Raw genomic sequence first — 20,863 nt, forward strand, 5'->3', positions numbered from 1 at the left:
CCAATAATAAAAAGGGCGACGGAAAGTTTTGCAGTACGCAGTTCGCAGGACGTTTTTTTAAATGTCTGTCGTAAATGTCGTAGTGGTCAACTAAGTCGTTAAAAAAATTGGAGGAGTCGATATGGCATCAAGCATTTGGTTCGCCATTGCATGCGGCATCATTGCCGTCATCTATGGTTTGATCTCACGTAGCTGGATCCTGAAGCAGGATGCCGGCAATCCCCGCATGCAGGAAATCGCCAGCGCGATTCAGACCGGTGCCGCCGCTTACCTGGCGCGGCAATACCGGACGATCGCCATCGTCGGTGTCGTCCTGTTCATCATTATCGCCGTGGTGCCGGGTCTCGGCCTGACGACTGCAGTCGGGTTTCTGATCGGTGCCGTGCTGTCCGGCGCATGCGGCTTCATCGGCATGAATGTGTCGGTACGGGCCAATGTGCGGACTGCGCAGGCTGCCACCAAAGGCATGAACGAAGCATTGGATGTCGCGTTCAAGGGCGGCGCCATTACCGGCATGCTGGTAGTCGGCCTGGGTTTGCTCGGTGTGGCGATTTTTTATCTGATACTGACATCTTCTGCGCGGCATGGTCTTGGTTATACCGTCAGCCTGCATGACGTGATCACGCCGCTGATCGGCCTCGCGTTCGGTGCCTCGCTGATATCGATTTTTGCGCGACTTGGTGGTGGTATTTTTACTAAGGGTGCCGACGTCGGCGCCGATCTGGTTGGTAAAGTCGAAGCAGGTATTCCCGAAGACGATCCGCGCAATCCTGCGGTGATTGCCGATAACGTAGGCGACAACGTAGGCGATTGTGCCGGCATGGCAGCCGATCTGTTCGAGACCTATGTGGTAACGCTGATTGCCACCATGCTGCTTGGCACGCTGGTGATGCATGGCATGGAATTGCAGGCCGCAATTTATCCCTTGCTGCTGGGCGGCGTCTCCATCATTGCATCCATCATCGGTTGTTCGATGGTGAAGGCGAAGCCGGGCAAAAAAATCATGTCGGCCCTGTACACCGGATTGTGGTGGGCGGCGGGTTTGTCGCTGATCGGTTTCGCCATCGTGACCTGGATAGTCATGCCGCCGGAATTACGCGTCGCGATGATGGGTTCTGCGGTGGTCGGCATTGTGTTGACCGGCCTGATGGTTTACATCACCGAGTATTACACCGGTACCGATTTCAAACCGGTGCAGCACGTGGCGCAGGCATCCACCACCGGTCACGGCACCAACATCATTGCCGGACTCGGCGTATCGATGCGCTCGACGGCGTGGCCGGTGGTCTCGGTCTGCGCTGCGATTCTGGCTTCGTACTGGCTGGGCGGTTTGTACGGGATCGCCATTGCAGCTACCGCGATGCTGTCGATGGCCGGCATTATCGTCGCCCTCGATGCTTACGGTCCGATCACCGATAACGCCGGCGGTATTGCCGAAATGTCCGGCATGCCGGAATCGGTGCGCGCGATTACCGATCCGCTTGATGCTGTCGGCAACACAACCAAGGCCGTGACCAAAGGGTATGCAATCGGTTCGGCCGGCCTGGCGGCGCTGGTGCTGTTTGCCGATTACACGCACGCGCTGGATTCGGTCGGTAAAAGCACATCTTTCGATCTGTCGAATCCATTGGTCATTGTCGGCCTCTTCATAGGTGGTTTGATCCCGTATCTGTTCGGGGCGATGGCGATGGAGGCGGTAGGGCGTGCGGCCGGCGCGGTGGTGATGGAAGTACGTCGCCAGTTCCGTGACATCAAAGGCATCATGGATGGCAGCGGCAAGCCGGAATACGACAAGGCAGTCGACATGCTGACGACAGCGGCGATCAAGGAAATGATCATTCCTTCCCTGCTGCCGGTAGTGATTCCGATACTGGTCGGTTTGATACTCGGGCCAGCAGCATTGGGCGGCTTGCTGATGGGCGCAATCGTGACCGGTATCTTCGTGGCGATTTCAATGACGACCGGCGGCGGCGCCTGGGATAACGCGAAGAAATATATTGAAGATGGCCATCACGGCGGCAAAGGTTCCGACGCGCACAAGGCAGCAGTCACCGGTGATACGGTCGGTGATCCCTACAAGGATACGGCCGGCCCGGCCGTCAATCCCTTGATCAAGATCATCAACATCGTGGCTTTGCTGATGGTGCCCTTGCTGCCTGCGACAGGCCTGCAAGTGATCACCGGACACGGCACCGTCCTTGAGACGACGGTCATCGTACCGGCGACAACGATCGTGGTTCCTGTTAGGGAAGTTGTGGTGCCAGTACCGATCAAGCCCTAGTGCAAATTTATGGCTCATGAAAAAGGCAGCTTCGGCTGCCTTTTTTATTGCCTATCGCCAGTTGCTTGCTGCCATATTTCGGGGCGACAGCAGCGCACAGGCGGTTTACACTGGTTCACTGTTTTTCCCTTGTCTGGTTGCGAAATCCCGCATGATTAAATCGTCCCTTGTTATTTGTTTGTTTACTGCCTTGCTGGGTGGTTGCAACAGTTTGCCGACTGACCATCATTCCGCGTCCACGCATGCTGTTCCCATCGAGCCGGAAGGCAGCAGCGGCTACACTGAAAAGCATGGCTGGATCGCCAGAAAATTCATGGTGGTCGCTGCCAATCCGTTTGCTGTCAATGCCGGTTATCAAATGCTGAAGGCGGGCGGTTCGGCGGTGGATGCGGCGATTGCCACGCAAATGGTACTGGGCCTGGTCGAGCCGCAATCGTCGGGCATAGGTGGCGGCGCCTTCATGTTGCATTTCGATGGCGACAAGGTACAAGCTTTCGACGGTCGTGAAACTGCGCCGGCGCATGCGCATGAAAAATTATTTCAAACTGTCGATGGCAAGACGATGCCTTTTCATGAGGCAGTAGTGGGTGGGCGCTCGGTTGGCGTGCCGGGGGTATTGCGCATGCTGGAGCTGGCGCACAAGCAATACGGCAAGTTGCCCTGGTCCACGCTGTTTGCACCGGCGATCCGGCTGGCAAGCGATGGCTTTGCCGTCAGTCCGCGCCTGGCCACCTTGCTTGCGTCAGAAACGTATTTGAAAAACGATCCGCTTGCAGCAGCCTATTTTTACGATGCACAAGGCAAGCCGAGACCGGTTGGTTATCTATTGAAGAATCCGGCGCTGGCAGCGACGCTGCAGAAAATTGCGCGGGATGGTGCCGATACTTTTTACAAAGGGCAGATCGCACACAATATCGCGCGCAAGGTGACGCATCATCCAGGCAATCCGGGCACTTTGACGACGCAGGATATGGCCGGTTATAGGGCCAAAATGCGGGTGCCGGTTTGCAGCGACTACAAGGCGTGGACGGTGTGCGGCATGCCGCCGCCATCTTCAGGCGGAATTGCAGTGGCACAGATGCTGGGCATGCTGGAAACAAAAGACATGAGCGCGCTGGCACCGATAGCTGGTGATGTACAGGCGAATGCCGTACACCTGTTTGCGGAAGCAGGGCGTCTGGCTTATGCGGATCGCAATCGTTATATTGCTGATCCCGATTTCGTCCCGCTGCCGGATGGGGGCGTGCATGCGCTGCTGGATAAAAAATATCTGGCCCGACGCGCTGCACTGATAGGCGAACGATCGATGGGGCAGGCGCAGCCGGGTATGCCGTTCGGAAAACAGCTTGCATGGGGAAACGATGCTTCGCCCGAATTGCCTTCGACCTCGCATATTTCCATCGTCGATGGCGAGGGTAATGCATTGGCGATGACGACGACGATAGAAAACGGTTTCGGTGCGCGCCAGATGGTAGACGGTTTTCTGCTGAACAATGAGCTGACGGATTTTTCCATGGAGTCGGCCGATGCCGACGGCCCGATAGCCAACCGCGTGCAGCCGGGCAAGCGTCCGCGCAGTTCGATGGCGCCTACGCTGGTGTTTGAAAAAGGCACGAAAAAGCTGGTGCTGGCGATCGGTTCACCCGGTGGCTCTGCCATCATCAACTATGTGAGCAAGGTGCTGATAGGCACGATGGATTGGGGCTTGAATGTGCAGCAGGCGATCAACCTGCCCAATATCGGCAGCCGCAACGGTCCGACCGAACTGGAGCAGGGGCGTGTGCCGGCAAGCCTGATCGCGCAATTGCAGGCCCGAGGCCATGAGGTGCAAGTGGTGGAACAAACTTCCGGCCTGCACGGCATCATGCGTTTGTCTGTGCATGGAGAAGAAGTCTGGTTTGGCGGGGCTGACCCAAGACGCGAAGGGATCGCGCAAGGAGATTGAGTTGCGCTACGTCGGCGCCGCGGTCAATGTGTGCAGACTTGCCCGAAACTGCAAACCCCCTAATAATTGGTCTCTATGCAAAATCAAAAGAAAATCGGTCTGGTACTGACAGGAGGGGGAGCAAGGGCGGCGTATCAGGTCGGTGTGTTGCAATCCGTATCCGAAATATTGCGTGGGGCAGGTTGGGCGCCCGAGCGTAATCCTTACGACATTATTTGCGGCACTTCGGCTGGCGCGATCAATGCCACTGCGCTGGCCTGTCATGCGGACGATTTTTCTGCCGGACTCGACAAGGTCGTGTCCGTGTGGGAACACTTCACGGCCGAACAGGTATATCGGGCCGATTCACTCGGCGTCTTGCGTTCCGGTGCGAAATGGCTGTCGCTGCTGTCGTTCGGCTGGTTGATGCGGCAATGGAAAACCAATCCGCCCAACTCCCTGCTGGACAATACGCCTTTGGTCAGCCTGCTTAATCGGATGCTGAATCTGCCGCGCCTGGATGCGGCATTGATGGATGGCAAATTGCACGCCTTGGCGGTGACGGCCTCTTCCTATACTGCCGGCAAGCACATCACCTTTTATCAAAGCGAAGCCGATATCGAACCGTGGGTACGCACGCAGCGGGTGGCGATTCGCAGCCAGATCGGCGTCGAACATTTGCTGGCCTCGTCGTCGATTCCCCTGATTTTTCCGGCAACCCCGATTTACTGCGAAGGACGGCGCGAATATTTCGGTGACGGTTCGATGCGGCAGATGGCGCCGATTTCACCGGCGATTCATCTGGGGGCAGACAAGGTGCTGGTGATAGGTGCCGGCCGCTTGCTGGAACCAGCCATCGATTCAGGCGTCAACGCGCAGTATCCAAGCCTGGCGCAAATCGCCGGTCATGCGATGTCCAGCATTTTTCTGGACAGTATTGCCGGGGATATTGAACGCTTGAACCGTATCAACCAGACGCTGTCCTTGCTGACAGAGGAGCAAAAGACCAAAACAGCCTTGCGCCCGGTGGAAATGCTGACCATCGCACCATCCGAGCGGCTCGATACGATTGCCAGCCGCCATATCGGCAGTTTGCCGCGCCCCGTACGCATGTTGCTGGCGACCATAGGCGCTACCGAAGTACGTGGCGCCGCGCTGGCTTCCTATCTGTTGTTTGAAAAAAGCTACACCTGTGAATTGATCGCATTGGGTCGCCGTGATGCGCAAGCGCACAAGAGTGAAATCCTTGCTTTTTTCGCAACGCAACAGGGTTAATAGTATGCAAAATCCGTCATGAAATGCGTAGGCAATAAGCAGACATGTCACTGCATACTGGTTGATTCGGCAAACGCAACACGTTACTCTCGAGTATGGGATTCAGCCAGATTGGCTATATTTATTGCTATTTACTAAGGAATTTCGGTGAAAGTTAAATTAATCACACGGTTTTTCCTGTTTTTCGCTACATTATTACTTTCTTACAACGCTTTTGCCTTCGATTCCGGCGCATTGGGAATCGTGCAAGCGACGGATTTGCCGCCGGAGGCGCGACAAACTATTGCGTTGATACGGCAGGGTGGCCCTTTCCCGTATGAGAAAGACGGTTCCGTATTCGGTAACTATGAAAAGATTTTGCCGCAACAAAAGCGTGGGTATTATCGCGAATTCACAGTGAAAACACCGCGTACCCGCAGTCGGGGCGCCAGGCGAATTATTGCCGGCGGTGAGAAAAACAGGCCGCATGAATATTATTACACCGCCGATCACTATAGAAGTTTCAAACGGGTCGTAGAGTGAAGTTTTGGATGTTAATAATAAAATTGCGGGAGATGAGGGATAAATGAGTTTGTTTAAAACCGTGCCGTCAAATGTAGTGCAATCGATCCGGGCTTTCCGCGTGGCCGATCTGCAGGCTGAGGCCGCACAGCTCGGACAGCATTTTTTGTACGCGCATTGTGCGCATGCGACCACGAAACAACAGGTGCTTGCGATTATTGCCGAAGCCTTTCATTTTCCACGCCATTTCGGCAAGAATTTCGATGCGCTGTCGGATTGCCTGACCAGTCTGGCGCACAAGGCTGGGCCGCAACCGGGATTCCTGGTGGTGCTGGAACAGTTGCCGAATACGCCAAAATTCGACAAGGAAGCGCGCGAAACCCTGCTGGATGTATTTCGTGACGCGGCCGACTTCTGGGCCGATAAGAAAATCGCATTTCGGGTGTTTTACTCCTTCCAGTAATTTTCTTTTGATCCCGCCGCTACGTGGTGGCGGCTGATCTGCTGTCAACTCCTTCCCTGTTTTTCCTCGTTGCTTCTCTACCCGAGCCATCCTTTCAGGACATTTTTATCATCGTTAGTCGCAATCGGTCGAAATCAGGCAAGGCCGCGGTACGGTACAATGCGCGCCATGAGAAGAATCGTTATCCTGATTTCCGGACGCGGCAGCAATATGGAAGCCATTATCCGGGCTGCGCAAGATGAAAAATGGCCGGCCAGGATAGTTGCGGTAGTCAGCAACCGTGCGGATGCAAGCGGTTTGCACTACGCCGCCGAGCAGGGTATTCCAGCCATCGTGGTGCCGCACAAGGACTATGCGACGCGTGAAGCATTCGATGCGGCGCTGCAAAGCCGTATTGATGAATTTTCCCCGGACCTGTTAGTGCTGGCCGGATTCATGCGTGTGCTCACCAGCCGTTTTGTTGCGCATTACGCAGGCCGGATGCTGAATATTCATCCGTCGCTGCTGCCTAGTTTTGTCGGCCTGGCAACGCATAATCAGGCCTTGGCAGCGGGCGTCACCATCCACGGTGCAACCGTGCATTTCGTTACTGCCGATCTGGATCATGGCCCTATCGTGGCGCAAGCGACAGTGCCGGTATTGCCCGACGATACAGAAACAACACTGGCCGCGCGCGTGCTGGAGCAGGAGCACATCATTTATCCGCGTGTCATACGTGCCTTCGTTGAAGGACGCGTATCGCTGATTGATGGCATTGCGCGCATGACGCCAGACAATATCGAGTCCTAGTTTTAGCGACAGGCTCACTAATATAAACAGCAGTACCAGCAAGACATTTTATGAAGGAATCACATGAGGTTGCCTCCCGCGATCATTAACAACACGGAAGAAGTGCTGCGCGAGATATTGCGTTTTACCGGCCCGGCCGACGGCACGCTATCGCGCTATTTTCGCGATCATCCAAGACTGGGTTCGCGCGAACGCGGCGTGATTGCCGAAGCGGTGTATGGTTTGCTGCGCAACAAGGCGGTGTATACGAGTTTCGCCGAATCAGGCAATGGTCCGACCATGCGCCGCATGACGCTGCTGGGCTTGGCCGATGCCGTCGGTGTGGAAGCGCTGGGCGGATTGTCGGAAGAAGAAACCGAATGGCTGAATCACGTGATGCAGATCGACCGCACTTTGCTGCCATCCCTGTTGCGCGCGAATCTGCCTGAGTGGCTGTTCGACAAGCTGGTGGCACGTGATGGCGAAGCGACGACGCTGGAATTGGCGCATGCAATGAATCAGCCGGCCCCGCTGGATTTGCGTGTCAACGCGATCAAGGCGACGCGTGAAGATGTGGTGGCGGAATTGGCGCAGGCACCGATACTGTGCGAGTCGACGCCGTTTGCGCCGCTGGGCATACGTGTCATCAAAAAACCTGCCTTGCAAAACCTGCCATTGTTCAAGAGCGGTGCGATTGAAGTGCAGGACGAAGGCAGTCAGTTGCTGTCGCAAATCGTCGGTGCCAAACGCGGTGAAATGGTGGTCGATTTCTGTGCCGGTGCCGGCGGAAAGACGCTGGCACTGGGTGCGACGATGCGCAATACCGGTCGTTTATACGCTTTCGATATTTCCGAAAAACGTTTGGCCAAACTGAAGCCGCGCCTGGCGCGCAGCGGTTTGTCGAATGTGCATCCGGTGCAGATCGCACATGAAAATGATGCCAAGGTAAAACGCCTGGCCGGCAAGATTGATCGCGTGCTGGTTGATGCGCCATGCAGCGGACTCGGCACCTTGCGCCGCAATCCGGATGTGAAATGGCGCCAGACACCGCAATCGCTGGTGGAGTTGAATGCAAAACAGGCCTCGATTCTGGCTGGTGCGGCGCGTCTGGTAAAAGCCGGCGGTCGTCTGGTGTATGCAACCTGCAGTATTCTGGATGAAGAAAACGAAGCAATCGTCGAACAGTTCCTTGCCGCGCGTGAAGACTTTGTGCTCGTGCCCATGAGTGAAGTATTGGCTGAGCAAAAAGTCGATCTGGCGATGGACAAGTATCTGAAGCTGTCGCCGGCCAAACATCAGACCGATGGATTTTTCGCGGCGGTATTGCAACGTAAAACCTGATTGGAAAAATGGACGCTAACCCACTGACTAAACTCTGGGCCGATTTCCAGACGGATCTCGGTATCCCCGATTTGCGCTGGCAAATTCTTGCGCTGGCGCTGTGTTTTTCTCTGGGGTGGCTGCTGGCGCGCCTGGGTAGTGGTGTCCTTGCAGCGCATGATGCGCAGAGGAATATTGCCCCCAGACCGGGCGCGGAAAAGTTTGCGCGGGTGTGGTGGCCTTTCCTGACGCTGGTGCTGATAGTCGTTGCGAAGCCGGTATTGGCGCGCTGGATCAGCGTTGATCTGATGCGCCTGGCATTGCCCTTGGTCGCATCGTTTGTGTTGGTGCGTCTGGCGTTTTATATCTTGCGGCGCGTGTTTGCGCGCGACGGCAAGGGACGCAGTTTCATTCTGTTGTTCGGGCGCGGGTTTGCGGGCCTGGTGTGGACGATCGTTGCTTTGCACATCACCGGCGTGTTGCCGGATATTGCGGAATTTCTGGACGATACGCTGATTCCCTTGGGGCGCAATAAAGTCTCGCTGATGACGATGTTGCAGGCCGCATTGTCGGTCGGTGTCACGCTGCTGGTGGCGCTGTGGTTATCGGCGCTGCTGGAAGAGCGCTTGATGAAGCTGAATTCCATGCACTCTTCGATGCGAGCGGTATTGTCGCGCATGGGGCGGGCACTGCTGATCCTGATTGCTTTGCTGCTCAGCCTGTCCATGGTCGGGATTGATTTGACCGTGCTGTCTGTATTCGGCGGTGCGCTGGGCGTCGGGCTGGGTTTGGGTTTGCAAAAGCTGGCCAGTAGTTACGTCTCGGGTTTCGTGATCCTGCTGGAGCGCAGCCTGGCAATAGGCGACACGGTAATCGTGGATAAATTTACCGGACGCGTATCGCAGATCAATACGCGTTATACGGTACTGCGCGGCGGCGACGGCACCGACACGGTAGTGCCGAATGAAATGTTTGTTTCCAGCCCGGTGCAGAATCTCTCATTGACCGATACGGTGGTGCAGATGACGACCCGTATCACGGTGGATTACCGCACCGATATCGATCTCGCATTGCGTCTGCTGGAAGAAGCTGCGTTGAGCGTGGAACGGGTACGTCCAGGGCCGGATCGCGGGCCAGGCGCCACTTTGGTAGCTTTTGGGGCTGACGGTATTGATCTGCAACTGGGTTTTTGGGTGAATGATCCGGAAGGCCGCGGTGGTGTGCTTTCCAATGTCAATCGGGCAATCTGGCGTTCATTTCAGGTCCACGATATCAATGTGCCATTCCCGCAGCGCGAAATAAGGTTGATTGATGAACAATATCGTGCGGTAAAAGAGCATTTAAATACGGATGCCGGCCGTTCCAGTCCCGATTCTGCCCCTTAAAAAGGGTACAATTCTTCTCGAAATTTTCATCAGTCCCTCGTTTTTCTGCGGACTGACACCATATAGGCGATACCTTTTGTTCATGGCATTCACAATGGAGCCACAATAATGCTAGATGCAGTACTGGATTTTCTGTCCAACGGCCTGACCGGCGCAAGCGGCTGGACGGTGTTTTTTTACGCGCTTGCGGTAACGCATATCACGATTGCTGCCGTGACGATTTACCTGCATCGTTGTGCCACGCATCGCGGTCTGGATCTGCATCCGATTCCAAGTCATTTTTTCCGTTTCTGGTTGTGGCTGACCTCCGGCATGGTCACCAAGGAATGGGTGGCGATTCATCGCAAGCACCACGCCAAATGTGAAACCGAGGAAGATCCGCACAGCCCGGTCACCCGTGGCATCAAGAAAGTGTTTTTTGAAGGTGCCGAGCTGTATCGCGCCGAAGCAAAAAACATGGAAACGATGGAAAAGTACGGTTACGGTACGCCGAACGACTGGCTCGAACGCCATGTTTATACGGGCCGCAGCGCGACCGGTATCGTGTTGATGTTGATTATCAATGTGCTGCTGTTCGGCGTGATCGGCGTATCGGTGTGGGCGCTGCAAATGGCCTGGATTCCGATTACTGCGGCAGGCATCATCAACGGCATCGGTCACTACTGGGGCTATCGCAATTACGAATGCAGCGATGCAGCGACCAACATCTTCCCGATCGGCATCATCATCGGCGGTGAAGAGCTGCACAATAATCATCACACTTTCGGCACCTCGGCCAAGCTGTCGTCGAAATGGTATGAATTCGATATCGGCTGGATGTATATCCGCATACTCGAAACCGTCGGCCTGGCTACCGTTAAAAAAGTGGCGCCTGAACCGAAATTCGAGCACGGAAAAATGCATCTGGATTTCAACACGCTGCAATCAGTCATCTCGAATCGTTACGATGTGACGGCAAAGTATGCGAAATCGCTGAAGCTGGCATGGCACGACGAAGTCGAGCATCTGAAGGAAAAGGCCAACCTGGAATCCGGTTTCCTGAAATCCAGCAAAAAACTCCTGCATCGTGAACCAGCCAAGCTGGAAGCGCCGCACAAGGAGCAGTTGACGCAATTGTTCGCACACAGCAAGGCGCTCAAGACCATGCACGAAATGCGCGTGGAACTGGGTGCAATCTGGGAACGTTCACACGCCAGCCGCGAGCAACTGCTGCATCAATTGCAGGATTGGTGTGCGCGCGCCGAAGCATCAGGCATTACCGCTTTGCGTGACTTCTCCTTGCGTTTGCGCAGCTACGCATAAAACTGATAGTCAGTACACGCAATAAAAAAGCCCGGTTATCCGGGCTTTTTTATTGCGTATGCGTTGCGTCAAGTGTTGACCCGCGGTGAATCAGGAGTCGTCTGCCGCTGTTTGTCGCTGTTGCATGATTGCGGCGATGCTGCGTTCATCCTCATCTGCACTCTGCATCAGCCCGGCAATCACACCCATCCGATCGGCCTGATCTCTGTTTTGACTCATCTTCCATTTTCCTTCGATGCGCGTTATCTGTATTTCCAGGCCAACGATGTGCTTGAGGCGTTCGTCGATGTAGGAGGGTGGGGCATCGCTCATTTTCCATGGCGTTTCCTGCTGCATTTCAAATCTTTTGGTAAGCCGCCCGACCATGCCGCGCAGCCAGCGCGCATCGTCATGGACGATGATGCGTCCGTACACGTGTACTACTGCGTAGTTATAAGTAGGCACAACCTCGTGTGTCGTCTTCTTGCTTGCGTACAGGCTGGGCGAGATGTAAGCACTCGGTCCCTGAAAGATCGCCAGGCTGTCGGTGTCGGATAAGTTTGCTCGCTGCCAGACGGTATTGGCGCGCGCAACGTGGCAATACAGGCTACCGTGCGCACCTTGCTCAGCATCCAGTTCAAACGGCAGATGGTTGGCTTCGATGCCTGCATGAGTATGGGTGATCAGGATGCCCAGCGGGGATTGGGTGATGAGCTCATACAGCTTGGTGTGATCGGTCTGCGCAAAATGTTGGGGTAGGTACATCGCATCTCCATGCCGTTGCTTCACCTTAAATCATATCGGTAAAGGAAGGTATTCGGATGATTGTTCCTCAAAATCTTGAGTGCATGCTGAAGACTCTGGTACGAACGCACTGTGATGTACACAATTCAGGCAGCTGCTGCAGTGCTTGTTTGTGGGCATGGCTCGCAGGCATAAAAAAACCGCTCATGAAAGAGCGGTTTTTTCTTGAGAAAGAAAGATCGATTACTTGATCTTGGTTTCCTTGTATTCAACGTGCTTGCGGACTTTCGGGTCGAACTTGATGATCGACATTTTTTCCGGAGTCGTGCGCTTGTTTTTGGTAGTCGTGTAGAAGTGACCCGTACCGGCGGTCGATTCCAACTTGATTTTGTCGCGGCCAGATTTCGCCATGATGGTTCCTTAAATATTCTGCTAGTTAGACTTTTTCGCCACGAGCACGCATATCGACTAACACGGCATCGATGCCGATCTTGTCGATGACGCGCAGACCGGCGTTGGACAGGCGCAGGGAAACCCAGCGATTTTCCGACTCGACGAAAATGCGGCGATTTTGCAAGTTAGGCAAAAAGCGGCGTTTCGTTTTGTTGTTCGCATGGGAAACGTTGTTGCCAACCATCGGCCCTTTCCCTGTGACTTGGCAGACACGTGCCATAGATGTGCTCCTAAAAGAATTTCCGAAATTGGAAAAAAAGTGAGTATATCCAAAAAATCCAGATTATTCAACGACTTGCGCAAATTAATTGTGTCTTATTTATTTAATTAATTTAACAATTTGAGGGCTGTGGCGTAACAGTGCTTGTCGTTAGAGCTGGTGCGTTGCGGCGGACGGTGGCTTTGGCGGCGCTGTGTATGCAGAGGCTTACAGTTGACCGTGTTCGGCAAAGGAATATACCTGCTTGCCTGCCACCACAAAATGATCGAGTGTGCGCACGTCTATCAGCGTCAGTGCCTGTTTCAGTGCCTGGGTCAGGGTTTGATCGGCAACGCTCGGCTCGGGTGTGCCGGATGGATGGTTATGCGCAAGGATCACGCTGGCAGCATTGTGCGCCAGCGCGGCCTTGACGACTTCTCTTGGATACACGCTGGTATGCGTCAAGGTGCCGCGAAACATTTCGTCGCACACGATCAGGCGATTCTTTACATCGAGAAAAAGGACAGCAAACGATTCATACGCCCGGCCGCTCAACAGCAGTTGCAGATATTGCTTCACGGCTTGCGGCGAATTGAGTGCCACGCCGGCTTGCAGTTCTTCGCAGAGCGAACGTCTGGCCAGTTCGAGCACCGCCTGCAGTTGCGCATATTTTGCGGGTCCCAGCCCGTTGATTTTTGAAAAATCGTTCAGTGTGGCGGAAAACAGCCTGTTCAGCGAACCGAAGTGGGCCACCATATCGCGCCCCAGATCGACAGCGCTTTTGCCTGTCACGCCAACGCGCAGGAACACGGCCAGCAATTCGGCATCCGACAGGATCGCTGCGCCATGCCGGATCAGGCGTTCGCGAGGGCGCTGTTCTTCAGGCCAGTCTGTAATCGCCATAATTTGTCCGGGAAATGCTGCGTTAGTGGAAGGGTGCTGATCCGTTTGATGATAGGCAGGCCGGAAGGCGCAACGTGGCTTAAAATAGCGTTTATCGCGCAACCCGGAATTTTAATGTCAAATTTACCACATACTGCGGTGACCCCAACGGCTTACCTGACTCTGCATTACCGTCTGGCTGCGGCGGATGGCAACGATATCGTCAGCACGTTTGCAGACAATCCGGCCACCCTGCAATTGGGCACCGGCCAACTGGCCCCCTTTCTGGAGGAATGTTTGATTGGCTTGGAGGAGGGCACGCGTCAGACCTTTGACCTGCCGCCGGAACGTGCTTTCGGTCCGCGCAACCCTGAATTGATACGCCCGATTTCCCGTACCACGCTGGATGAAAATTCCGGGATGGGCGAACAATATGCGGTCGGCGATATGGTTGAGTTCGCTGCGCCGGGCGGCGGCAAGTTTGCCGGTGTGTTGCGCGAGATAGATAGTGATACTGCGGTGTTTGATTTCAATCATCCGCTGGCGGGGCAGGCATTGATGTTTGAAGTCGAAATCATCGGCATACTGTAATCGCATAATGAATCATGCTCTGACGCGTGCACGCATGGTGTGCGCAGGCATCAAAGGATAAAGATGGATAAGGAAATTTTACTGGCTCAGCCGCGCGGTTTTTGTGCCGGCGTGGATAGGGCGATTGAAATCGTCGAGCGCGCACTGATTGAATTCGGCGCGCCGATTTATGTTCGTCACGAGATCGTGCATAACGCGTATGTCGTTGCCGATTTGCGCGACAAGGGGGCGATTTTTATTGAAGAGCTGGAAGATGTGCCGGCCGGTAATACCGTCGTTTTTTCCGCTCATGGTGTATCCAAGGCAGTGCAGGCGGAAGCGACCATGCGTGGCTTGCGCGTATTCGATGCAACCTGCCCACTGGTCACCAAGGTGCATATCGAAGTGGAGAAAATGCGCAGGGATGGCCGCGAGATTGTCATGATAGGCCACGACGGCCATCCCGAAGTGGAAGGAACGATGGGACAGATCGAAGACGGCATGCATCTGGTTGAAACAGTGGACGATGTGGAAAAACTTCAGGTCAAGAATCCGGAGCTGGTGTCATACGTGACGCAAACGACTTTATCGATAGACGATACGGCCGATGTGATTGCCGCGCTGAAAAACAAGTATCCGCATATCTCCGAACCGAAAAAAGCCGATATCTGCTACGCCACCACCAATCGCCAGGAAGCAGTCAAGTTCATGGCGCCACAGGTCGATGTCGTGATCGTGGTCGGCAGTCCGAACAGTTCCAATTCCAATCGCCTGCGTGAAGTGGCGCGGAAAAAGAATGTGCCGTCTTACATGGTCGACAATGCTTCCGAGATCGATCCGGCGTGGTTGCAGGACAAGCAGCGCATCGGCGTGACAGCAGGTGCTTCTGCACCGGAAGTACTGGTGCAGGCGGTGATCGATAGGCTGAAAGAATGTGGTGCGAAAAGCGTGCGTACGCTGGAGGGAGTGGAAGAACACGTTGCATTTCCGCTGCCTAAGGGGCTGGTACGCAAAACTGCAGATGCCTGATTTGTGTCGCCGGGATATTCCGTCTTATGTGCGTGCCTTGTGCTGTTGGGCTGAAGCAGTGCTTCGGTATAATCCCGCCAGCGTTCTGCAAGCATGTGATTGCTGTCTTTGCCATTCATCTTGCCAAGAATGAGATGCGGCACCCCTGAGTCGGGTGCCGTTTTTATAAGCGGGAACGATTATTGCGGCGATGTTTTCTGCATGATCGCAACATGACGTGAATGTCGACGCAGCTTGCCGGCAGATACTTGATAGACATTGCTTCAGGAGACAAGTACCTCATGGATATTTTTATCCAGCAAATCATCAACGGCCTGGTTCTCGGCAGCATGTATGCATTGGTCGCCCTCGGCTATACGATGGTGTACGGTGTACTCAATCTGATCAATTTTGCACATGGCGACGTCTTGATGATAGGCGCGATGGCAGGTCTGACCATCCTCAAGATGCTCAATACGGTGGCTCCCGAATTGCCCGGCATCGTGCAGTTGATTATCGCGATACTGGGTGCAATACCGGTATGCGTGGCGGTCAACGTCCTGATAGAGCGCGTGGCCTATCGCCGCCTGCGTAACGCGCCGCGTCTGGCGCCCTTGATTACGGCCATTGGTGTTTCTATTTTGCTGCAAACCTTTGCCATGATGATCTGGGGCCGCAGTCCGCTGCCATTCCCGCAAGTGATGCCGGGCGAGCCGCTGCATATTCTGGGCGCGCTGATTTCACCGACGCAGGTGATGTTGCTGATCCTGGCAGCAGCAGCGATGCTGCTACTGGCTTTGCTGATTGAAAAAACAAAATTGGGCCGTGCGATGCGCGCCACGGCGGAAAATCCGCGTGTGGCAGGATTGATGGGTGTGGATTCCAATCGCGTGATCGTGATGACCTTCGTGATTGGTGCCACGCTGGCAGCGATCGCCGGCGTGATGTGGGCGGCCAATTATTCATCTGCACAATTTGCGATGGGCTTCGTGCCGGGGCTGAAGGCATTTTCAGCAGCAGTGCTGGGTGGCATCGGCAATATTTACGGCGCCATGCTGGGCGGCATCCTGCTGGGTCTGATTGAAAGCCTGGGGGCAGGCTATATCGGTGACCTGACCGGCGGCTTCCTCGGCAGTCACTACCAGGACATTTTTGCCTTCGTTGTCCTGATCATCGTGCTGACCTTGCGTCCGTCCGGCATCATGGGCGAGCGCGTGCCGGATCGGGCGTAAGGAACATCATGTCCAATTATTTCGACGTCAAAAACAATCCGCGCAAAGCCTGGTCGGGCTTGCTCGCGATCCTGGCGCTTGCGCTGATCTTCCCCTTTATTGCGCAACATTTCGGCAATTCGTGGGTGCGCATCATGGATGTTGCGCTGCTGTACATCATGCTGGCGCTCGGCTTGAATATCGTGGTTGGTTTTGCCGGTCTGCTCGATCTCGGCTACATCGCGTTTTATGCAATCGGCGCCTATCTGACCGCGCTGCTGGCGTCGCCGCAATTCGCCGTGGTGCTGGAATCCTTCGTCAATCAGTACCCCGCCATAGGCGCTACATTGATGTGGCTATTCGGTCCCGAGATTGCGCAGAACGGCATTCATTTGTCACTGTGGGTGATCGTGCCGCTCGCCGTACTGGTAACCGGATTTTTCGGTGCACTGCTTGGTGCGCCTACGCTGAAGTTGCGCGGTGATTATCTGGCGATAGTCACGCTGGGTTTCGGCGAAATTATCCGCATCTTCATGAACAATCTGAACGGTCCGGTGAATATCACCAACGGACCGCAGGGAATCAACATGATCGATCCGATCCGCATCTTTGGCGTCTCGCTGAATGGGGAAGAAGGATCGGCCTCCACGGTCATGCTCGGCAATTACGCGATGCCGTCGGTGAATGCCTACTACTTTCTGTTTTTGGTCTTGTGCATCGCCATCATTTTCATCTCGGTGCGTTTGCAGAATTCGCGTCTGGGTCGTGCTTTCGTCGCGATACGCGAAGATGAAATCGCCGCCAAGGCGATGGGCATCAATACGCGTAACGTCAAACTACTGGCATTTGCCATGGGCGCATCGTTCGGCGGTGTAGCCGGTGCGATGTTTGCATCGTTCCAGGGTTTCGTCTCGCCGGAATCTTTCTCGCTGACCGAATCGATTGCGGTATTGGCGATGGTGGTACTGGGCGGGATGGGGCATATTCCCGGCGTGGTATTGGGCGGCATCCTATTGGCTGCATTGCCGGAAATTTTGCGTCATGTGGTGGAGCCCTTGCAAAGAACGCTATTTGGCGAAGTCCTGATCGATGCGGAAATTCTGCGTCAACTGCTGTACGGGCTGGCGATGGTGCTGATCATGCTGATACGTCCTGCAGGTTTGTGGCCGGCGCCCAAGAATGAAGACCGGCCGACTGCGGATACCGACACGGCGACAAAGTCGACCGATGTCGTGGCCGTATAAGGGGATGTCATGACGCATATCCTCAATTCGCAAATCATTCTCAACATCGCCAATGTCAGCAAGCGCTTCGGTGGTCTGCAGGCATTGTCAGATGTGAACGTCAAAATCATGCAAGGCCAGATCTATGGCCTGATCGGCCCTAACGGTGCCGGAAAAACCACTTTTTTCAATGTGATTACCGGCTTGTATCAAGCCGACAGTGGCAGCTTCGAGCTGGCTGGAAAATCGTATTCGCCATCCGCGCCGCATCTGGTGGCCAAGGCCGGGATTGCGCGTACGTTTCAGAATATTCGCCTGTTTGGCGAAATGACTGCACTGGAAAACGTCATGGTCGGTCGTCACGTGCGCACGCATCAGGGTTTGTTCGGCGCGGTCTTTCATCACAAGGCGGCCAGGCAGGAAGAAGCCGCTATTCGCACACGTGCGATGGAGCTCCTCGATTTTGTAGGCATTGCACAATTTGCCGAACGCACGGCGCGTTACTTGTCTTATGGCGATCAACGCCGGCTGGAAATTGCCCGTGCGCTGGCGACGGATCCGCAATTGCTGGCGCTGGACGAGCCGGCAGCGGGCATGAACGCAACTGAAAAACTCGGCTTGCGCGAACTGCTGGTCAAGATCAAGGCGGAAGGTAAAACCATTTTGCTGATCGAACACGACGTCAAGCTGGTCATGGGTTTGTGCGACCGCATCACGGTACTGGATTACGGCAAACCAATTGCAGAGGGTGTTCCCGCCGATGTGCAAAAAAATCCGGCAGTGATAGAAGCCTATCTCGGAGGTGCTCATTAATGGCAGGCATGGCTGAAAATATATTGAAGATCAGCGGCCTGAAGGTTGCATACGGCGGCATTCAGGCTGTCAAGGGTATCGATCTCGAAGTCAGGCAGGGTGAATTGATCACGCTGATCGGCGCTAACGGTGCCGGTAAAACCACAACCTTGAAAGCCATCACCGGCACCTTGCCCGCGTGCCGCGTCGATGGTCATATCGAATATGCCGGCCAGTCGATCAAGGGTTTGGGCTCCTTCGAGCTGGTAAAGAAAAAGCTCGCGATGGTGCCGGAAGGTCGTGGCGTATTTACGCGCATGTCTATCCAGGAAAATCTGTTGATGGGTGCTTTCACGCGCAATGACAAACCAGGCATTGTTGACGATATCGAAAAATGGTTTGCTGTCTTCCCGCGCCTGAAGGAACGCGCCGCGCAAATGGCCGGTACGCTGTCTGGTGGCGAGCAGCAAATGCTGGCGATGGCACGCGCCTTGATGAGTCATCCGAAATTATTGCTGCTGGATGAGCCGTCCATGGGTTTGTCGCCCATCATGGTGGAAAAGATTTTTGAAGTGATACGCAGCGTTGCTGCACAAGGCATCACGATTTTGCTGGTCGAGCAAAACGCCAGGCTGGCCCTGCAGGCTGCCGATCGCGCGTACGTGATGGAATCCGGCTTGATCACGATGCAGGGCGATGCGCAGCAGATGCTCAACGATCCCAAAGTCAGGGAAGCGTATCTGGGCGAAGCCTGATCCAGAGCTGAATTTTCTCGATCAGGGTATTTTTCACTTTCCGACTATCCGCTCGCCGATGCCGGTCATGGCATGGCAAAACAAATCGTATTCACCACAGGCAGCATTGATCCGGCAGTTTTTCGTCGGTAAAAGACAACAGCATGTCGTAGCAGTCCGCGTGGCACTTTGCGGATTTCATGCTCTTTTGCTTCGCCCATGTGGCGCAGGCTCTCGTTCATTCTTCGCGGATGCTCTTCCCATCGCATGCAATGGGCCATGCTTGTTGGCATCGTGGCAATTCTGCATTGGCAAGTATTCAATTCCGGCTGTGCAAGTCCGATTTTTTTAAACTCTTGACAAAGAATTTTAGGTCGCCTAACTTATGCATAAATCTGACATGTCAGTAATCATCACTGACTAAGAATCAGATAGATAAATATTTAAAAAAACATTAGGAGACACCTATGAATCAAATCAAAACGACCGGGTCCTCGGGGTCAACAAGGTGGTGGCAACTGTTCTTCGGGGTTGTCGCCATGATGGCAATTTCCAGTCCGCAGTACGTCTGGGCATTATTTACTTCCGAACTGACGAAAGGGCTGGGCGCAACTCTGCCGCAAGTTCAGGTGACGTTTGCCATTCTGATTGTGGCGCAGACTTTTCTGTCGCCATTCCAGGGCTACCTGATCGATAAATTCGGTCCGCGTATGCTGTTGTCTTGCGGCGCGATTTTGACTGCGCTCAGCTGGATACTTGCTTCCGGCGTCACCGGTATCTGGGGTTTGTATCTGACCTACGGTTTGCTGGGTGGGGTCGGCACCGGCATCATCTACGTTGGCGTTATCGGGCTGATGGTGCAATGGTTCCCGGATAGACGCGGCTTCGCGGTGGGTATGGTGGCGGCAGGTTACGGTTTTGGCGCCATCATGACCACGTTTGCCATTTCGATGAGCATCAAATCCTCGGGTGTCGCCAGCACGCTGGTGATGTTCGGCGTGATCATTGGCGTAGTCGGTCTGGCCGCAGCGCAAGGCATGCGTCGGCCACGAGCAGATGAGGTTGCCGAGCATATCAAAAAAGTGAAGCTGGAAAACACCACACGCGAATCGTCGTATAGCTACAAGCCGACCGAGATGCTGAAAAAACCGGTGTTCTGGTTGCTGTTCGTGATGATGACGATGATGTCGACCTCGGGCTTGATGGTCATTTCGCAAATGGGCGCTTTCGCCAAGGACTTCGGCGTCGCGGATGCAATGGTCTTCGGCATGGCTGCACTGCCGCTGGCATTGACGATTGACCGCATCTGTAACGGTTTGACGCGTCCATTCTTCGGCTGGGTATCGGATCGCATCGGTCGTGAAAATACCATGCTCATTGCTTTCGGCCTGGAAGGCGTGGCCATGACATTGTGGTTGATGACGACGGATAATCCTGTGCTGTTCGTCATTCTGTCTGGCGTGGTGTTCTTCGGCTGGGGCGAAATTTTCTCGCTGTTCCCATCCATCCTGACTGATACTTTTGGCACCAAACATGCAACCACCAACTATGGTTTCCTGTACATGGCGCAAGGTGTGGGTTCCGTACTGGGCGGTCCGCTGGCAGCGTTGATGCATGACGCGACAGGTTCGTGGACGCCGGTATTTGCGACAGTCATCTGTATGGACTTCGCAACTGCTCTCCTGGCTTATTTTGTGCTCAAGCCTATGCGCAAGACATTCCTCGCAAAAAGCGAAGCGCTTACAGTCTCAGGTGGTTTGGCTCCAGCGTTCAAGTAATACTGGATCGTAGTACCGGATTTTCAGGGGATGGATATTACGTCCCCTGAAGATCTGTTTTGGGAATCGCA

Annotated in this window: 20 protein-coding genes; 16 read left to right on the forward strand and 4 right to left on the reverse strand. The window is 54.6% G+C overall.

Translation table 11 applies throughout. The features are described from left to right. Positions 1–121 precede the first annotated feature (121 nt). The 9 genes from ABWP27_RS02045 (at position 122) to ABWP27_RS02085 (ending at position 11,219) form a co-directional block, all read left to right on the forward strand. Positions 122–2,281, forward strand: a complete 2,160-nt coding sequence (locus ABWP27_RS02045; RefSeq protein WP_353152907.1) for a sodium-translocating pyrophosphatase — start codon at positions 122–124, stop codon at positions 2,279–2,281. 151 nt (positions 2,282–2,432) lie between these two features. Then, positions 2,433–4,226, forward strand: coding sequence for a gamma-glutamyltransferase (gene ggt / locus ABWP27_RS02050; protein ID WP_353152909.1), 1,794 nt, complete (start codon positions 2,433–2,435; stop codon positions 4,224–4,226). Positions 4,227–4,301: 75 nt separating this feature from the next. Further along, positions 4,302–5,480, forward strand: coding sequence for a patatin-like phospholipase family protein (locus tag ABWP27_RS02055; RefSeq protein ID WP_353152910.1), 1,179 nt, complete (start codon positions 4,302–4,304; stop codon positions 5,478–5,480). A gap of 147 nt (positions 5,481–5,627) precedes the next feature. After that, a complete protein-coding gene (locus ABWP27_RS02060) occupies positions 5,628–6,002 on the forward strand; it encodes a guanyl-specific ribonuclease (protein WP_353152911.1) in 375 nt (124 codons plus the stop codon). Between the two features lie 43 nt (positions 6,003–6,045). After that, on the forward strand, positions 6,046–6,444 hold the full coding sequence (locus ABWP27_RS02065) for a barstar family protein (protein ID WP_011871864.1): 399 nt from the start codon (positions 6,046–6,048) through the stop codon (positions 6,442–6,444). 168 nt (positions 6,445–6,612) lie between these two features. Continuing rightward, the gene (gene purN / locus ABWP27_RS02070; RefSeq protein WP_353152913.1) at positions 6,613–7,233 is read left to right on the forward strand and encodes a phosphoribosylglycinamide formyltransferase; all 621 of its coding nucleotides are present in this window, start codon (positions 6,613–6,615) and stop codon (positions 7,231–7,233) included. A 63-nt stretch (positions 7,234–7,296) separates the two neighbouring features. Then, the gene (locus tag ABWP27_RS02075) at positions 7,297–8,553 is read left to right on the forward strand and encodes an RsmB/NOP family class I SAM-dependent RNA methyltransferase (RefSeq protein WP_353152915.1); all 1,257 of its coding nucleotides are present in this window, start codon (positions 7,297–7,299) and stop codon (positions 8,551–8,553) included. Positions 8,554–8,561: 8 nt separating this feature from the next. Beyond that, entirely contained in the window at positions 8,562–9,917 is a 1,356-nt protein-coding gene (locus ABWP27_RS02080) for a mechanosensitive ion channel family protein (protein WP_353152917.1), read from the forward strand. 108 nt (positions 9,918–10,025) lie between these two features. Continuing rightward, entirely contained in the window at positions 10,026–11,219 is a 1,194-nt protein-coding gene (locus tag ABWP27_RS02085) for a DesA family fatty acid desaturase (RefSeq protein WP_353152919.1), read from the forward strand. 90 nt (positions 11,220–11,309) lie between these two features. On the opposite strand, the gene ABWP27_RS02090 is transcribed toward ABWP27_RS02085, so the two are convergent. From ABWP27_RS02090 to radC, 4 genes are all read right to left on the reverse strand, one after another. Further along, positions 11,310–11,963 carry an FMN-binding negative transcriptional regulator gene (locus ABWP27_RS02090; protein ID WP_353152921.1) on the reverse strand — a complete coding sequence of 218 codons (654 nt, stop codon included), beginning with the start codon at positions 11,961–11,963 and terminating at the stop codon, positions 11,310–11,312. Between the two features lie 222 nt (positions 11,964–12,185). Next, positions 12,186–12,353, reverse strand: coding sequence for a 50S ribosomal protein L33 (gene rpmG / locus ABWP27_RS02095; protein WP_011871858.1), 168 nt, complete (start codon positions 12,351–12,353; stop codon positions 12,186–12,188). Between the two features lie 25 nt (positions 12,354–12,378). Then, complete coding sequence (gene rpmB, locus ABWP27_RS02100; RefSeq protein WP_011871857.1) at positions 12,379–12,615, reverse strand: 50S ribosomal protein L28; 237 nt, start codon at positions 12,613–12,615, stop codon at positions 12,379–12,381. A 207-nt stretch (positions 12,616–12,822) separates the two neighbouring features. Further along, positions 12,823–13,497, reverse strand: coding sequence for a RadC family protein (radC, locus tag ABWP27_RS02105; protein WP_353152923.1), 675 nt, complete (start codon positions 13,495–13,497; stop codon positions 12,823–12,825). Positions 13,498–13,611: 114 nt separating this feature from the next. Between radC and ABWP27_RS02110 the strand changes: the two genes are divergently transcribed. From ABWP27_RS02110 to oxlT, 7 genes are all read left to right on the forward strand, one after another. Then, a complete protein-coding gene (locus tag ABWP27_RS02110; RefSeq protein ID WP_353152924.1) occupies positions 13,612–14,067 on the forward strand; it encodes an FKBP-type peptidyl-prolyl cis-trans isomerase in 456 nt (151 codons plus the stop codon). A 63-nt stretch (positions 14,068–14,130) separates the two neighbouring features. Beyond that, positions 14,131–15,075, forward strand: a complete 945-nt coding sequence (ispH, locus tag ABWP27_RS02115) for a 4-hydroxy-3-methylbut-2-enyl diphosphate reductase (protein WP_353152926.1) — start codon at positions 14,131–14,133, stop codon at positions 15,073–15,075. A gap of 281 nt (positions 15,076–15,356) precedes the next feature. After that, positions 15,357–16,286 carry a branched-chain amino acid ABC transporter permease gene (locus ABWP27_RS02120; protein ID WP_353152928.1) on the forward strand — a complete coding sequence of 310 codons (930 nt, stop codon included), beginning with the start codon at positions 15,357–15,359 and terminating at the stop codon, positions 16,284–16,286. Positions 16,287–16,294: 8 nt separating this feature from the next. After that, complete coding sequence (locus ABWP27_RS02125) at positions 16,295–17,509, forward strand: branched-chain amino acid ABC transporter permease (protein ID WP_353152930.1); 1,215 nt, start codon at positions 16,295–16,297, stop codon at positions 17,507–17,509. A gap of 9 nt (positions 17,510–17,518) precedes the next feature. Then, on the forward strand, positions 17,519–18,301 hold the full coding sequence (locus tag ABWP27_RS02130) for an ABC transporter ATP-binding protein (RefSeq protein WP_353152932.1): 783 nt from the start codon (positions 17,519–17,521) through the stop codon (positions 18,299–18,301). A gap of 8 nt (positions 18,302–18,309) precedes the next feature. Further along, a complete protein-coding gene (locus ABWP27_RS02135; protein WP_353152934.1) occupies positions 18,310–19,035 on the forward strand; it encodes an ABC transporter ATP-binding protein in 726 nt (241 codons plus the stop codon). A 446-nt stretch (positions 19,036–19,481) separates the two neighbouring features. Then, positions 19,482–20,792, forward strand: a complete 1,311-nt coding sequence (oxlT, locus tag ABWP27_RS02140; protein WP_353152936.1) for an oxalate/formate MFS antiporter — start codon at positions 19,482–19,484, stop codon at positions 20,790–20,792. Positions 20,793–20,863 lie beyond the last annotated feature (71 nt).

Source organism: Herminiimonas fonticola, from assembly GCF_040395855.1.
GTDB lineage: Bacteria > Pseudomonadota > Gammaproteobacteria > Burkholderiales > Burkholderiaceae_D > Oxalicibacterium > Oxalicibacterium fonticola_A.